This window comes from Psychrobacter glaciei (assembly GCF_014652895.1).
Taxonomy (GTDB): domain Bacteria; phylum Pseudomonadota; class Gammaproteobacteria; order Pseudomonadales; family Moraxellaceae; genus Psychrobacter; species Psychrobacter glaciei.
Window position 1 is genome coordinate 91,093 of sequence record NZ_BMZR01000003.1, and the last position, 13,741, is coordinate 104,833.

General features: G+C 41.8%; 13 protein-coding genes. 5 read left to right on the forward strand and 8 right to left on the reverse strand.

Annotation, left to right across the window (positions count from 1 at the left end):
* Window positions 1-109: 109 nt before the first annotated feature.
* From IE130_RS08035 to IE130_RS08045, 3 genes are all read left to right on the forward strand, one after another.
* A complete protein-coding gene (locus IE130_RS08035) occupies window positions 110-1,456 on the forward strand; it encodes a sensor histidine kinase (RefSeq protein WP_189584309.1) in 1,347 nt (448 codons plus the stop codon).
* 131 nt (window positions 1,457-1,587) lie between these two features.
* Window positions 1,588-2,061 (forward strand): diacylglycerol kinase, encoded by a 474-nt coding sequence (locus tag IE130_RS08040; RefSeq protein WP_010199357.1) that lies wholly within the window; start codon window positions 1,588-1,590, stop codon window positions 2,059-2,061.
* Window positions 2,062-2,083: 22 nt separating this feature from the next.
* Window positions 2,084-2,809: a PAP2 family lipid A phosphatase gene (locus IE130_RS08045; RefSeq protein WP_189584312.1), complete on the forward strand. Its 726-nt coding sequence runs from the start codon at window positions 2,084-2,086 to the stop codon at window positions 2,807-2,809.
* A 21-nt stretch (window positions 2,810-2,830) separates the two neighbouring features.
* On the opposite strand, the gene IE130_RS08050 is transcribed toward IE130_RS08045, so the two are convergent.
* On the reverse strand, window positions 2,831-4,510 hold the full coding sequence (locus IE130_RS08050) for a phosphatase PAP2/dual specificity phosphatase family protein (RefSeq protein WP_201574470.1): 1,680 nt from the start codon (window positions 4,508-4,510) through the stop codon (window positions 2,831-2,833).
* Window positions 4,511-4,744: 234 nt separating this feature from the next.
* On the opposite strand from IE130_RS08050, the gene IE130_RS08055 reads away from it, so the two are divergent.
* Together IE130_RS08055 and IE130_RS08060 are read left to right on the forward strand one after the other, a co-directional pair.
* Window positions 4,745-5,377 (forward strand): DedA family protein, encoded by a 633-nt coding sequence (locus tag IE130_RS08055; RefSeq protein ID WP_189584317.1) that lies wholly within the window; start codon window positions 4,745-4,747, stop codon window positions 5,375-5,377.
* 344 nt (window positions 5,378-5,721) lie between these two features.
* The gene (locus IE130_RS08060) at window positions 5,722-7,005 is read left to right on the forward strand and encodes an adenylate/guanylate cyclase domain-containing protein (protein ID WP_227676169.1); all 1,284 of its coding nucleotides are present in this window, start codon (window positions 5,722-5,724) and stop codon (window positions 7,003-7,005) included.
* A gap of 93 nt (window positions 7,006-7,098) precedes the next feature.
* On the opposite strand, the gene fdx is transcribed toward IE130_RS08060, so the two are convergent.
* The 7 genes from fdx to IE130_RS08095 all read right to left on the reverse strand — a co-directional run bounded on the left by fdx (window position 7,099) and on the right by IE130_RS08095 (window position 13,418).
* Window positions 7,099-7,437 carry an ISC system 2Fe-2S type ferredoxin gene (fdx, locus tag IE130_RS08065; RefSeq protein ID WP_010199366.1) on the reverse strand — a complete coding sequence of 113 codons (339 nt, stop codon included), beginning with the start codon at window positions 7,435-7,437 and terminating at the stop codon, window positions 7,099-7,101.
* A 92-nt stretch (window positions 7,438-7,529) separates the two neighbouring features.
* Entirely contained in the window at window positions 7,530-9,410 is a 1,881-nt protein-coding gene (gene hscA / locus IE130_RS08070; protein WP_189584323.1) for a Fe-S protein assembly chaperone HscA, read from the reverse strand.
* A 248-nt stretch (window positions 9,411-9,658) separates the two neighbouring features.
* Window positions 9,659-10,240 (reverse strand): Fe-S protein assembly co-chaperone HscB, encoded by a 582-nt coding sequence (gene hscB / locus IE130_RS08075; protein ID WP_189584326.1) that lies wholly within the window; start codon window positions 10,238-10,240, stop codon window positions 9,659-9,661.
* Between the two features lie 149 nt (window positions 10,241-10,389).
* Window positions 10,390-10,710 carry an iron-sulfur cluster assembly protein IscA gene (iscA, locus tag IE130_RS08080; RefSeq protein ID WP_025653020.1) on the reverse strand — a complete coding sequence of 107 codons (321 nt, stop codon included), beginning with the start codon at window positions 10,708-10,710 and terminating at the stop codon, window positions 10,390-10,392.
* Window positions 10,711-11,105: 395 nt separating this feature from the next.
* A complete protein-coding gene (iscU, locus tag IE130_RS08085; RefSeq protein ID WP_010199375.1) occupies window positions 11,106-11,516 on the reverse strand; it encodes a Fe-S cluster assembly scaffold IscU in 411 nt (136 codons plus the stop codon).
* Between the two features lie 169 nt (window positions 11,517-11,685).
* On the reverse strand, window positions 11,686-12,912 hold the full coding sequence (locus tag IE130_RS08090; RefSeq protein WP_010199377.1) for an IscS subfamily cysteine desulfurase: 1,227 nt from the start codon (window positions 12,910-12,912) through the stop codon (window positions 11,686-11,688).
* Window positions 12,909-13,418: an Rrf2 family transcriptional regulator gene (locus IE130_RS08095; RefSeq protein WP_010199379.1), complete on the reverse strand. Its 510-nt coding sequence runs from the start codon at window positions 13,416-13,418 to the stop codon at window positions 12,909-12,911. The genes IE130_RS08090 and IE130_RS08095 overlap by 4 nt, the downstream gene beginning before the upstream one ends.
* Between the last annotated feature and the right edge of the window lie 323 nt (window positions 13,419-13,741).

A 13,741-nucleotide genomic window follows, 5' to 3' on the forward strand; every position in this document is an offset into this window, starting at 1 on the left:
TTATCATTTTGTGAGCCATCTTACTTTCCATAACGATAAACTGGTCGGGCGTATTTATACCCCTGATAACCTATATCTATTCTCTGCTACTACCAATTAAGCCCATGCCATGTTTAATATAGATTCTATAGCCAATAAGTTTCGTGTGTCCTACCTCTTATTTGCCTTGTTACTATGCGCCACTTTTGTCAGTATTTTTTTGTATGCCGAAATGCGAATAGAGCAGGATTTGGTTAAAGCTCGTCTGTTGCAGCAGCTAGAGCTCAGTCAGAAAGAGTATGGTGAGCAGACGGTTTATACGGCAGAACCAGGGATTAAAATTTATCGTTATGATAGTGCACCTGAGAATTTAAAAGCCATAGCGACTGAAACGGTGCAAGAGATTTCTATCACTGTTGATACGGGCGCAGACAAAACGAACACTGAACTGCATTTCTTTCACTATCACCGCGACCAACAAAATTACATTCTAACCTACCTAGAAAACACCGATATGGTGATGGAAAATTATCCTGTTTTGGCAATCTTTGAGCATTTAGAGGACATATTTGCGGCTGCCTTGAAAGCTGCTGTCATTTTAAGTTTATTGATTGCTATTGTCTTTTCTCAATTGTCTTCCAAGCAAATCATCAAGCCTTTACTGGCTCTAAAGCGGGCAGTGGAAACAGACCATCGTAACTTGACAGAGTTGACCCATTTGCCGTCGGAAGTCGGAGTGTTGGCTCGAGCGATTGATGAAAAAAACCATAAACTGGAGCAGTATCTAAAACGCGAGCAGCTGTTTACAGGTGATGTCAGCCACGAGCTACGCACACCATTGACAATCATTATGGGCGCGTCTGAAGTGTTGGCCTCACAGCTAGAACATGACAGTCGCTTGAGCGAATTTACCAATCGTATCAGCAATACTGCCAAAGAGACCTCTGAAATTATCACGGCTTTATTATTGCTTTCGCGTGCGCCTGAAAAATTGGATGCGCCGCTAACGTCCATTAATAGCATTGCAGCCAATGAAATTGAACGTTTGAAGTATCTGCTGCGTTATAAAACAGTGACCTGCACAGTGGTAGCAGACCAAGAATACACTGCCTATGTGCGACCTGAGTTACTCAAAATGGCGTTGGGTAATTTGATCAAAAATGCGTTTCAGTATACGGATGATGGAGAAGTCATTGTCACTATCGATGCTAAAAAAATAACGGTGACAGATACTGGTCTGGGTATTCCTGAAGTTATGATGCCTCTGCTTTATGAAAGATTTGAGCGTCTAAATCACAGTGATACCGACAATCAAATGGATAAAGATCTATCACCTAACTTTCATTCTGTTTATAAAGTAGAAGGTACGGGGCTAGGGCTTAGTATCGTGCAGCGTATCATGACCCATATGAGCTGGCAGTTAACCCATCACCCCAATGAAAGTGGTGGTAGTACGTTTAGTATTTATTATCAATAGCACTCATCAATGCGAAGCATTAAAAAATGCTCATAATTTTTTAATGCTTTCTTAACGTTGTCTTAACCTTTGCTATCTTATACTCAACACTTGCAGCATATCCTACTATTCATGAGTATAAAGAATTCAATATGAGCAAAGTCACACCCTCTCACTTTGACTATAAAAAGCCCGATTTTGAGCCTATTGGCCAACCGGTTCCCATCCCATTGCTTGCAATTGATAGTTATGCCAGTAACGCGAAAGGTAAAAAAGGTCTTGCCCGTATCGTCAAAGCCACCAGTTACTCTATAGATGGCTTTAAAGCAGCTTACCAATTTGAGGCGGCCTTTAGACAGGTTTTGTGGCTCAACTTTGCCTTACTCATGGCACTCATCTTCACGCCTTTTGATCTCAGTATAAAAATGCTGCTGATAGTCGCTTCTTTCTTATCATTAATCGTTGAGTTATTTAATACGGGTATCGAAGCCAGTGTTGACCATACTTCGACAGAGCAGCATCCACTGGCCAAAATAGCCAAAGATGTCGGTTCTGCTGCACAATTTTTGGCATTATTGCTTTTAACCCTGCTATGGCTGATAGCGCTATCTAGCACTTTCTTGTGAATCCTATCTTTTGGGTGTATCAATGACTGTAAAAACCAATTCCGCTGATTGGGCTTGGCTCAAACTCTTGTGCCTCACCCTCATTGCGACACTGACATTTGAGCATAGCCAATTGGACCTTCGTATCAGTGAGCTTTTCTATGCAAATGGTCGATGGCTGATAGATAAAGGTGCGCAGCCTTACGCGTTTATCTTTTATGATTTACCTAAATTATTGCTGATTTTGCTCGGCGTTTACTTAATAACCGTGTTAATCATCAAGTATAGACAGCCCTTGATTACAACCTCTCTGCCCAGTAAATCAAAATTTGATAGATTACTTACTCCCTTATCGGTGCGTGAGATAAGTTATCTTTTGAGCGTATTGATTATGGTGCCGACTACCATTGCTGTACTCAAAGGCATGACCCACGTCAGTTGCCCCAATCACTTGATGGTTTTTAACGGTGACTTACCATACCTTAATCTTTGGCAAAGCATAGTGGCTATGACACCCGCCAAGTGTTTTCCAGCAGCACATGCCAGCGCAGGATTTTCTTTATATGGCTTGGCGTTTTTACCGACGCTACGACAATATCGCTATAGAATCTTTGAGACAGTCACTGTCTTAGGGTGGGCGATGGGAGGGTACAAAATGCTCTTTGGCGACCATTTTTTTAGTCATACCTTGGTATCGATGCTGCTGTCACTGACAATTGCTTGCGCACTCGCAACAGTATGCTTCAAAAAAAGAGAGCTCATATATTGATGATATTTCCTTAATGCTTGTTCAAGTATTTTTAGCCAAGCCCCCAACCTTGTCAACGAGCGACTTGGGTAGATAATTATCATTGATATGCGCTTTTGGATACTGCTCGTTGATCCAAGTAACGTAATTATCGGCAGTCAGTTGTCCTCGATATATCAGATATAAAGCGTGCAGGGCGACGCTACGGGATAGTCCCATCACGCATTGGAAGTTGATGAGGATTGTTTTGCTAGGCAGCTTTTTTTTAGTGATATTAGTCACTATATCAATGGCTGTTAATATGTCTATCTGCTTAAATAAATGGATAAAGTGCTGAGTATCAATCTCTCCTAACGACTGTAAGTCTAATAGTGGAAAATAAAGATATCTCATCTGAACAGCAGCAAATGATGGATGAAAATCGCAGGATAATGAGTCGTCATGATTAACCTCTAAATTACTGACATCTAAATGACCAGCGCCTAATCTTTGTGCTTGCGCGTAAGTATGATGGGTATGCAATGCTTGTTTTAAACTCAAACTATGACTGTTGGTTTCCACAGCCGAATCAATCACAATAATCATCGCAAAGTTAGAAAAGTATGAATAATGCTCATCGCTCATTTTAGATAAGCCAAATAATGTTGGGGTAGCAACTGCATATACCGAGTCTACTATTTTATGTGTTGGACATCTATCAGTATGGTTCAATGAGCCAAAATCTGATTTTGTATGTTGAGTGAGCTGATACCGTTGCCCGACATACCACATCAGCCGGTAGCCTAATAGTAAGGGTGCAAACGTCAGCCAAGTAGATAGGAGCAAGCGCCCTTGCTCATCCTTTGCAAACCAACGTTTGTCGCGAGGTTGATTGGGATATTGATAAGCCCAAGCTAAGACAAAAAAACTTAACATCCAATACGTGGCGACTAAACGATATAACCCTGCAAAAGTAATAGAGGTCATGCTTCTATTGAGCATAAACCCTGCTATCGATAGGATTAAAAATCCTGATATCGCCACTGTCAGATACTTTAAAACCAAATTGTTTCGCAGCTTATTGGTTATTACCAGTATCAACGTTGCCAGTAACAACCCACCAGCAATATCTAGTAGATGATGCTGGTAAGTCAGAACGGTAGATATGATGATGAGACTACAGATACAGCAGAGCGTCAGGCGATAGAGGGCAGATTTTGAAAGTTGCCATAATGACGTCCCTAGTAATACAGCATATGTCACATGCAAGGAAGGGAACTGATTAAAAGGTTTGTCTGTTATATGCAAAAATTGATAGCCATAGTGTGTCCAGCCCAAAACTGTAGGCCGCTCAAAAGTGAATTTGGCGGGAAACACATAAAAGATAAAACAAGCAAAAAGGGTGGCTAGGATTAACTTGCGCGTTAATAAGGAGAGCTGTGCTGGTGTTTTTACCATAAAAAAACTGGCGCAAAACAGCATGATTGACCAGCTATAAGGCACAATCATCAGCGCAACAAAGGGAATAGCTGCGTCAATCGGTATGGCTAGTATATGGACTTTCTTAGGCCATATAGGGTTAATGCTACTTAGCTTAGAAAGCTGAGTAGCATAAAACTGAGTAGCATAAAAAAGTGTTTGCGCATAGATATTAGTCAATGAGTACAGAAGAGCAAAGACCCCTAATGCGCATGCTAAGGAGATCCATCTAGAAGTCATTGAAATAGGCGAATTACTGGTCATAGGATTTGTCTAATCGTTGCCATAGTGCAAGTGCTATAAATAGCATAAAACAGGATGTTTTGACATAAATGAGGTTGAGACTAGGGTCTGTTGAACATTCAAATAGCCACTGCCAGTGCCACATTTGAATGTTCAACAGACCCTAATAGCAGTGTTTGGATAGTTACATTGTTAGGTTTACTCAAAATTAGAAAAATAAATCGTCTATAGTTTTAATAAGGGGAGGCAGTAATTATGAATCAAATCAGCGAATGGGTACTCAGTATTATGGCAAAGTTTGGCTACTTTGGTATTGTGTTTGCCATGTTTGCCGAAAACGTCTTCCCACCGATACCTTCTGAAGTCATTATGCCGGCGGCCGGTTTTGCCGCGTCAAAAGGCGACTTAAATTTAATGCTGGTTATTGTCGCCGGTACACTAGGTGCCTCACTTGGCGCGTTGCCCTTATATTATTTAGGTCGTGTATTTGATAAAGAACGTTTGGTCGCGTTTACCCAAAAATATGGCAAATACGTTTTCGTTAAACCCGATGACGTTACCTCTGCGAATGATTGGTTCGATAAACATGGCAAAACAGCCGTGTTCTTTGGGCGTATGGTGCCTGGCGTTCGCTCGCTCATCTCTATACCTGCTGGCATGAACAAGATGCCGCTGTTGCCTTTTTTAGTATTGACAGCGTTAGGTGCCAGTATTTGGACTACCGTATTAACGTTAGCGGGATATTATCTCGGACAGAACTATGAGGCCATCGAAGGCGCATTAGCCCCTTACTCTAAAGGGTTTGGCATACTGGCTATCATAATTATCATCGGTTGGCTGATCAAGCATCGTCGGCAAAATAAGTACCGTAATTCCGATTTAAAATAGATTCAAGGTAAAATAAGTGATAGGTGGTATACTTTTGGTTATATATGACATAGTTTTTAACATACTTAAAAAGTATAATATCAATTATAATATAGTGATAACTGATTAATATCCGACTTGATAATAGAGGTAGTTGATGCACCTGTACTATCTTCGTAGCCTTTTAGTCTTTCCGACCACCTGTTTTGCTTAAGCGAACACTTTATATGCCTTTTTTAGACACGCTGAGACCAAATCGCCCTTCAAAAAATGAAGGGGTATATCGATTTGACTATCCAGAAGTCTTCGTCTTAATTCTCACGGTCATACTCCTCGCGTTACATTTTGATTTTAGATCTACCTCAATGGCACTTCTTGTTATTGTTTGTCTGCCAAGCTTAATGATACTAATCTACAATTATCGTCGCCCAAAAAGTTTTTGGACGTCTAATATTGTCATTATTTTATTGTCGGCGGTCATCGGATCAGTACAGTTTTGCATCATTATTTCGCTGAGTTTAGCTGCGCTTATAGGTCTTAGGATTATCATTAGTGGCTCTGAAAATAATTTAAAGCTGATCGCCAGCTCAATTATAACGGTCATTGTTTTTTATTATGTTAGCGTCACTTTGGCGGTAGCTGAGATAGATTGCTATGAAGGCTGGACAACACCAATCGTGTTATTGGCAAGTATGGCGGTTATTCTGTGTCAGTTTCAGTATATGTATCAAGAATATCTCGGTTATGAAACGCGTGCTAATCAGGCAGTCGGGCGTCTAAGCAGGATGGTCTCCGTTATTAATAAGTTAACACGCTTCATACCGCCGCAAATTTGGGAACCCATCGTCAAATCTGACAGCCCAGTCATCGTTTCTAATAAGCGTGCTAAGCTGACGATTATGTTCTCAGACATCGTTGGTTTTACCGAATTGTCCGATAGTTTAAGCTCTGATAATCTGGCTGATATTTTAAATACTTATATGCACTGTATGACGTTGATAGCCAATAAACATGGCGCCGTGCTTGATAAGTTCATTGGCGATGGCATGGTGTGTTTTTTTGGCGAACCAAAGAGCCGCGGTGCTCGCCAGGACGCGCTAGATTGTATCGCAATGGCGATAGATATGCGTCGTGAGATGCGCACTTTAAGACAAAAATGGCGGCTCATGGGTTTTGAAGGACTGTACATACGCATTGGAATTACGACAGGTTACTGCCATGTTGGTAATTTTGGCAGCAACAATCGTCTCAGCTATACCTTGATCGGTAAAGAAGCCAATTTAGCAGCCAGACTTGAAGCGAGTGCTGATAAAGATGAAATATTAGTTAGTGAGAGTACCTACGATTACATCTGCCATAATTATGAATGTCAGCACGCTGGTGCATTTCAGCTAAAAGGCTTTGATGACCAAGTAAATGCTTGGCAAGTGCTTGATCCTGATGCTGATAAGGGTCATCTCTCTAAATGGGTTGATCACACGCTGCCAGGTTTTAACTTGCATTTGAACTTTAAAGATATGAAAGATAATGATTATCAAGATATCAGGGCGCGCTTAAATTTTGCGCTTGAGCGGGTTGAACAAGAAGAAGAAAAGTTGGCAACTGATATAGCAGCAGAATGCAAACGTGACAACAATGGTCATAAATAATCGTCTAAAAGCAATATCTATAATATTGAGCACAAAAAAGCCAGCTATCATGACGATAGCTGGCTTTTTTAACATAACAGTAAGATAGGTTGTTTAATGGTTTTCTTTGGCATGGTTGAGCGTATATTTAGGAACCTCGATGGTTAAATCCTCATCATCGAGCATAACCTGACAAGATAGGCGTGAGTCAGGCTCTAAGCCCCAAGCACGATCTAATAAATCGGCCTCAATGTCGTCCATCTCATCTAAACTATTAAAGCCTTTGCGAACGACCACATGACACGTAGTGCAAGCTTTTGACATCTCACATGCATGTTCAATTTTAATGCCTTTTTCTATTAGCGCCTTACATAGGTTGCTACCAGCTTCTAGCTCGACTTCGGCGCCTTCAGGGCAAATTTCATGATGCGGTAATACGGTAATTTTTGGCATAAATCGTCTTTCCAGTGCTAATCAATTAAAAAAATAAAAATATAAGAGATGAGCTTAGTATGGTCGCTAAGCCGCATTCTTAAACGTATCTGCTACCAATCTTGGGCATTCGTACCTGCCATGCTGGCTTTGACGCTTTGATTCATAATACTGGCAGCAAAGGCATCGCTATGAGGCTTGAGCTGAGCCTGCTTAGTTTCAATAAAGCTCAAGTCATTAGTGTCGAGCGCGGCTGCTAGAGCTTTGATTTGCTCTGCTAAAATGCTTTGTTCTTCAGAGGATAGTAATGCTGAAAATTCATTGAGTGCAGATTGTAGAGCCAGTACTTCACGCTCCGCTTCTACTTTTGTTTCAATTAAAGAGCGTGCGTTTTTATCTTCCTCTGCGTACTTAAATCCAGCCACCAGTAATTGCTCTTTTTGCTCGTCAGATAAACCATAAGAAGGCACAATCTCAATCTTACTTTCTGTTTTGGTGGTGGTCTCTTGCGCACTGACAGTTAGCTGACCATTAGCATCAATACTAAAAGTCACTTCGATACGGGCAAACCCAGCTTTCATCGATGGAATACCATACAACTCAAAACGTCCCAATGAGCGGCAGTTGTCCACCGTCTCGCGCTCACCTTGTACCACGTGAATCACCATGCCTGTTTGACCATCTTGGTACGTGGTAAATACTTGGCGTTTTTTGACGGGGATAGGCGTATTACGTGGAATCAGTACTTCAACTAAGCCGCCCATGGTCTCAAGACCGAGCGATAATGGCGTTACGTCTAACAGTAATAAATTATTGTCACTATCGCCGTTGACTAACTGATGCGCTGTCTGTGCTGCGCCCAAAGCAACCACTTCATCTGGATTCAGACGACAGAGCGGCTGCTTGGCAAAAAATTCAGTGACAACTTGCTGCACAGCAGGCATACGAGTAGAGCCACCGACTAAGATAACCTCATCTAGGTCTGAGGTAGATAGCTTGGCATCACGTAGCACTTGTTCACAGACGCTTATCGTGCGGCGGCTAACAGGTTCTGTAATAGCCAGCAAATCTTCACGGCGCAACACACCTTGATAAGCCTGCTCATTCACAGTGATATCGATATCAACTTGTTGATCGTCAGTCAATGCCTGCTTATAAGCTTTGGCTTGTTGCGCCAGTATTGACTTGTCATGACGACTCACATCTTTGGGATCAATGTTTAATTGTTTGATAAGCCAATTGGTTATCAGACGATCGATATCATCACCACCTAACGCACTGTTACCGCCAGTTGCCAATACTTCAAAGACGCCATCATTCAGCTTCAAGATAGAAACGTCAAAAGTACCACCACCCAGATCGTAAATTAAGTAGTAGCTTTCTTTATCACCATTTTGCGTAGCTTGGTCGAGACCATAGGCGACTGCCGCAGCGGTAGGCTCATTTAATAGACGCAGCACATTGATACCGGCTGCTTGGGCGGCATCTTTGGTCGCTTGACGCTGAGCTTCATCGAAGTAAGCGGGAACGGTAATCACCGCACCTTCAATACTGTCTGCAGGCAATGCAGTGGCTGCACGTTGTTCAAGCGTTGCCAATATCCGCGCTGATACCTCAACAGGCGATACTTCGCCTTGAGCAGTCACGAATGCTGGCATATCGTCTTTGCTGCCACTTAATTCATAAGGATGAGAGAATTTGATATCAGCTTGGCTACGACCCATAAAGCGCTTAGCCGAGACGATCGTATTTTTTGGATCATCCGCCAAGTGGGCTAGGGCATCATAGCCGACAAGCGGGTTGCCTGTGCTTGGATAATAGACCACAGAAGGTAATAGAGTATCGTTAGCTGCGCCTGCTTCTAACACTTGCGCCTTGCCTGAGCGCACCACAGCGACCAATGAGCGCGTAGTACCAAGATCAATCCCTAGGCCAAAACGATGCTGATGGGGTTGGGTACTTTGATTAGGTTCGGCAATTTGCAATAAAGACATAAGATAACTCAAAGATAAAATGAATAAGTGAAATGAGGCAAGTACAACATAGGCGCTATGACAGTCAACGGCTGCGATTCTTCTCTAATATATAAGAGAGTAGCGTTTAATAGTGCTTAAAATAAGGGATTATACGGTATCGTTGGGACTATTTTAACTATCGTTTTAAATATAGCTTTAAATAAGAGTAATAAATTAGAAAAGCGTGTATACATTATTAATAACACAAGCGTTTAAATATTCATTATCTAAACGTATAAATCATCATCATCTGAATGTTCAGACGTCGCAACCTCATCAAGCCCTGTCGTCACGTCAGCATTTAACTTGACCAAGAATTTCAGTTTTTGCGTCGCATCAATCGCCGTTTGCCAGTCCTTGCTTTGGTACGCGTCACTAAAACGCTTAGACTGTTTCGTCAAACGTTCGGTAATCTGCGGATGTAATTGCTGTAAGGTTGGGCGATCTTTGTCTTCAATCGCTTCATCTAATTCGATACGCATCTGCATCGCATCTTCTAAAAAGTCTAAATCTGCGATTGAGTGTTCTAGATTCTGTGCTTGTCCCGCCATATCTAACATATAGCTCGCACGGCTATCAGGCGCACTCAACGCTTGATAAGCTTGGTTAATCAATGCTGACGCTTGCTCAGACTGCTGTTGCGCTTGTGCGGCGTCTGCCAAGTTCTTGGCGACATTGTCAGGGTGATAACGTTTTTGTAGCAGACGTAGATGTTGATCGAGACTACTTTGATTGACTTCAAATTGTACAGGCTGCTCAAATAGGGCAAAAAAGTTATCAAACTGTGCTTCTTGAGTAATATCTGTCATATCATACGCCTTTCTTTTTCTATTTATTTTTAAAGTGTTGTCAATATCAGAATAGGTTTGTTATTTGGTCGACCACACTGACTTAATTGTGGCAGCATTCTTTTATCATTGCTTAAGAGCAAAGTCAGCAACCTTAAGCCATTGAATCATTAAACGGTAAATGACTCACCACAACCACATTCGCCTTTTTGGTTGGGGTTAGTGAACTTAAAGCCTTCGTTCAATCCTTCTTTTTCATAGTCCATCAATAAACCATCTAAATAGACCAAGCTTTTAGGATCAATAAAAATACTGACGTCACGGCTTTCATAACGCGTGTCATTTTCGTCAGGGGTATCTACGAACTCTAAAACGTAAGCCAAACCTGAGCAACCCGCTGTGCGGATACCCACTCGAATGCCTTCACCTTTACCGCGATTGTCCAAAAAATCCCGAACATGTTGAGCGGCGCGTTCTGTCATTTCAATCATGCCAACTCCCATTGACTATTAATTATAAGTATCAATAAAAAATCTGTATAGACTGGCAACTGGAATCACAAGTTTGCCAAAATAATATGATAGGGCGTGTCATCAATTAGCACATTAATACATTTAGTGGCCTTAAAATGGCTAAATTTTGCTAAACATCGTCAGAAATCTTGTCAATATGTTCATATTAACGGCAATTTCTTCCTTGTTTATCTACAATTTTTCTCATTTTAAGACTCACAATCTAATTAATGACACGCCCTAGCGGCTATTAGAAAATAAAAGGTGACAATTACATAAGTGTCATTGTCACCTTTTTAGCATCAGTAGCTGTTTAACGTGTTGCTACTTAGCACTGCTAATTCTACGCAGCGCATAGGCCAGTAGGTTTAGCCTTAGATAACAGCTTCTTCGGTTACTGCTGCTGCGCCGTGCTTATCTTTATAGTCGCTAATAGCAGCTTTGATAGCATCTTCTGCAAGTACAGAGCAATGCACTTTTACTGGTGGTAATGCCAGTTCTTCAGCAATGTGACTGTTCTTAATTTCACCAGCTTGATCCAAGCTCTTACCTTTTAGCCACTCAGTAACGAGCGAACTTGAGGCAATTGCTGAACCACAGCCGTAAGTTTTGAAGCGTGCATCTTCGATGATACCGTTATCATCGACTTGGATTTGTAGACGCATCACATCGCCACAAGCTGGGGCACCAACCATACCAGTACCAACGTTTTTGGCATTTTTGTCAAGATTGCCGACGTTGCGTGGGTTTTCGTAATGATCAATAACTTGGTCACTATAGGCCATGGGGTTTTCTCCTAGTTAGATGATGAGCAGTGGCTTCTGAAAGTTGAAACACTACCCACTCATCGATAATTGGGGTCAAACATTTAGTTAATAAAAATGGTATTTATAACTGTCTGATCAATCGTTTAATAAATTTATTTGATGTTTATATCGCTATATATACTTAAATTTAGTGCTCAGCCCATTCGACTGAATCTAAATCAACACCTTCTTGGTACATGTCCCAAAGTGGTGATAGGGCACGTAGTTTATCAACGGCTTCGTGCATTTGCTTAATAATCGTATCGACGTTTTCTTCAGTGGTGTAGCGACCGAAGCTAAAGCGAATAGAGCTGTGTGCCAATTCGTCTGGACGACCGATAGCACGTAGTACATATGACGGCTCAAGTGTCGCTGACGTACAGGCTGAGCCTGATGATACAGCCAAGTCTTTAAGGGACATCATTAGTGATTCACCTTCGACGAAGTTAAAGCTGATGTTCACAATGTTAGGAACGCTATGCTCTAAATCACCGTTTAGGTAGATCTCTTCGATATCTTGTAGACCATCCCACAGTTTTTGGCGCAGTTTGGCTGCATGGGCATTGTCTTCTTTGTAGCTATCATTGGCTAAGGCAAATGCTGCGCCAAGACCGACAATTTGATGCGTAGGTAGTGTACCTGAACGCATACCACGCTCATGACCACCACCATGTTGCTCTGCTTTTAGGCGAACACGTGGCTTACGACTAACAAACAAGGCACCAATGCCTTTAGGACCATATGCTTTATGACCTGAAAAACTCATTAAGTCGATTTTCATCTCTTGAGTGTCGATAAGAACTTTACCAACAGATTGTGCACCATCAACATGAAATATAACACCAGCTTCACGAGTGATTTCGCCAATAGCGGCTACATCAGTAATAGTACCAAGCTCGTTGTTTACCATCATCAGTGACACTAAGATAGTATCATCGCGTAGCGCTTCTTTGACTTGTTCTGGAAAAATAAGACCAGTACTTGGCTGCGGCTCAAGATACGTAATCTCGAAGCCTTCTTGCTCAAGCTCGCGGCAAGTATCTAATACAGCTTTGTGTTCGATTTTACTGGTAATGATATGTTTACCGCGAGACTGATAGAAGTGTGCGGCACCTTTAATTGCTAGGTTATCAGACTCAGTCGCACCAGAAGTAAAGACGATTTCGCGTGGATCAGCGTTGATGACTTCTGCCACTTGCTGACGCGCTGTTTCTACTGCTTCTTCTGCTTGCCAGCCGTAGCCATGCGAGCGCGAGGCAGGATTACCAAAGATGCCATCTACCGTCAGATATTCGCTCATCTTAGCTGCAACTGACTTAGCAACTGGGGTGGTGGCGGCATAATCTAAGTATATAAGGTTGTTATGTTGGCTCATGCTGGGTTTGCCTCGCTGGTCGATAGGGTAATAGTATTGATGTCTTTTATTGAAATATCTTTGGTAACGGTCTGCTGACGGTCTGAGACTGACTGCACGTTTTCCATGTCTAATAATTGCGCTAATGTTATATTTTTCAAGTACTGTTCGATATGATTGGACAATGCACACCATAAATCATGGGTTAAGCACATTGTACCACCTTGGCAATCACCGCGTCCTTCGCACTGCATCGCATTCACAGATTCATCGACAGCGGAGATAATACTCATCACATCAATTTCGTGCAATGGCTTGGCCAAATGATAGCCACCTGCTGCACCGCGGATGCTCGTGACTAAGCCACGTTTACGGAGCTTAGAAAATAACTGTTCGAGATAAGAGATAGATATGGATTGCCGCTTAGCAATATCGGATAGCGATACCGCTGTCTCTTGTTGGCTAGTCTGTAACGCCAGATCTAATAACGCAGTAACGGCATATCTGCCTCGAGTAGTCAAACGCATGTGTTATCTCCCAACTTCTCAGTTATAAGTGTATTTAACAACGATCTTAGTAAAGTAGTTTTGGTAAAAGCGAACTTTTGCCTCTGTTAATTATCTATCAACTAAGTGTGTCTTATCGCTATTAAACAACAGATGGTGAACCCGATGTGTGCAACGATAGAGTAATTATACTTAATCCCGAGTAATTTAGTCAAGATTAAAGTGTGGTTGAATGGTTAATCCAATTGATTACTATGATTGATAAAAACAATGGTGGTTGAGATGCGGCGTAGAAGGGCTTCAGAGCGCATATCGTAAAATATCTGCATCCATTTTAGATTTGT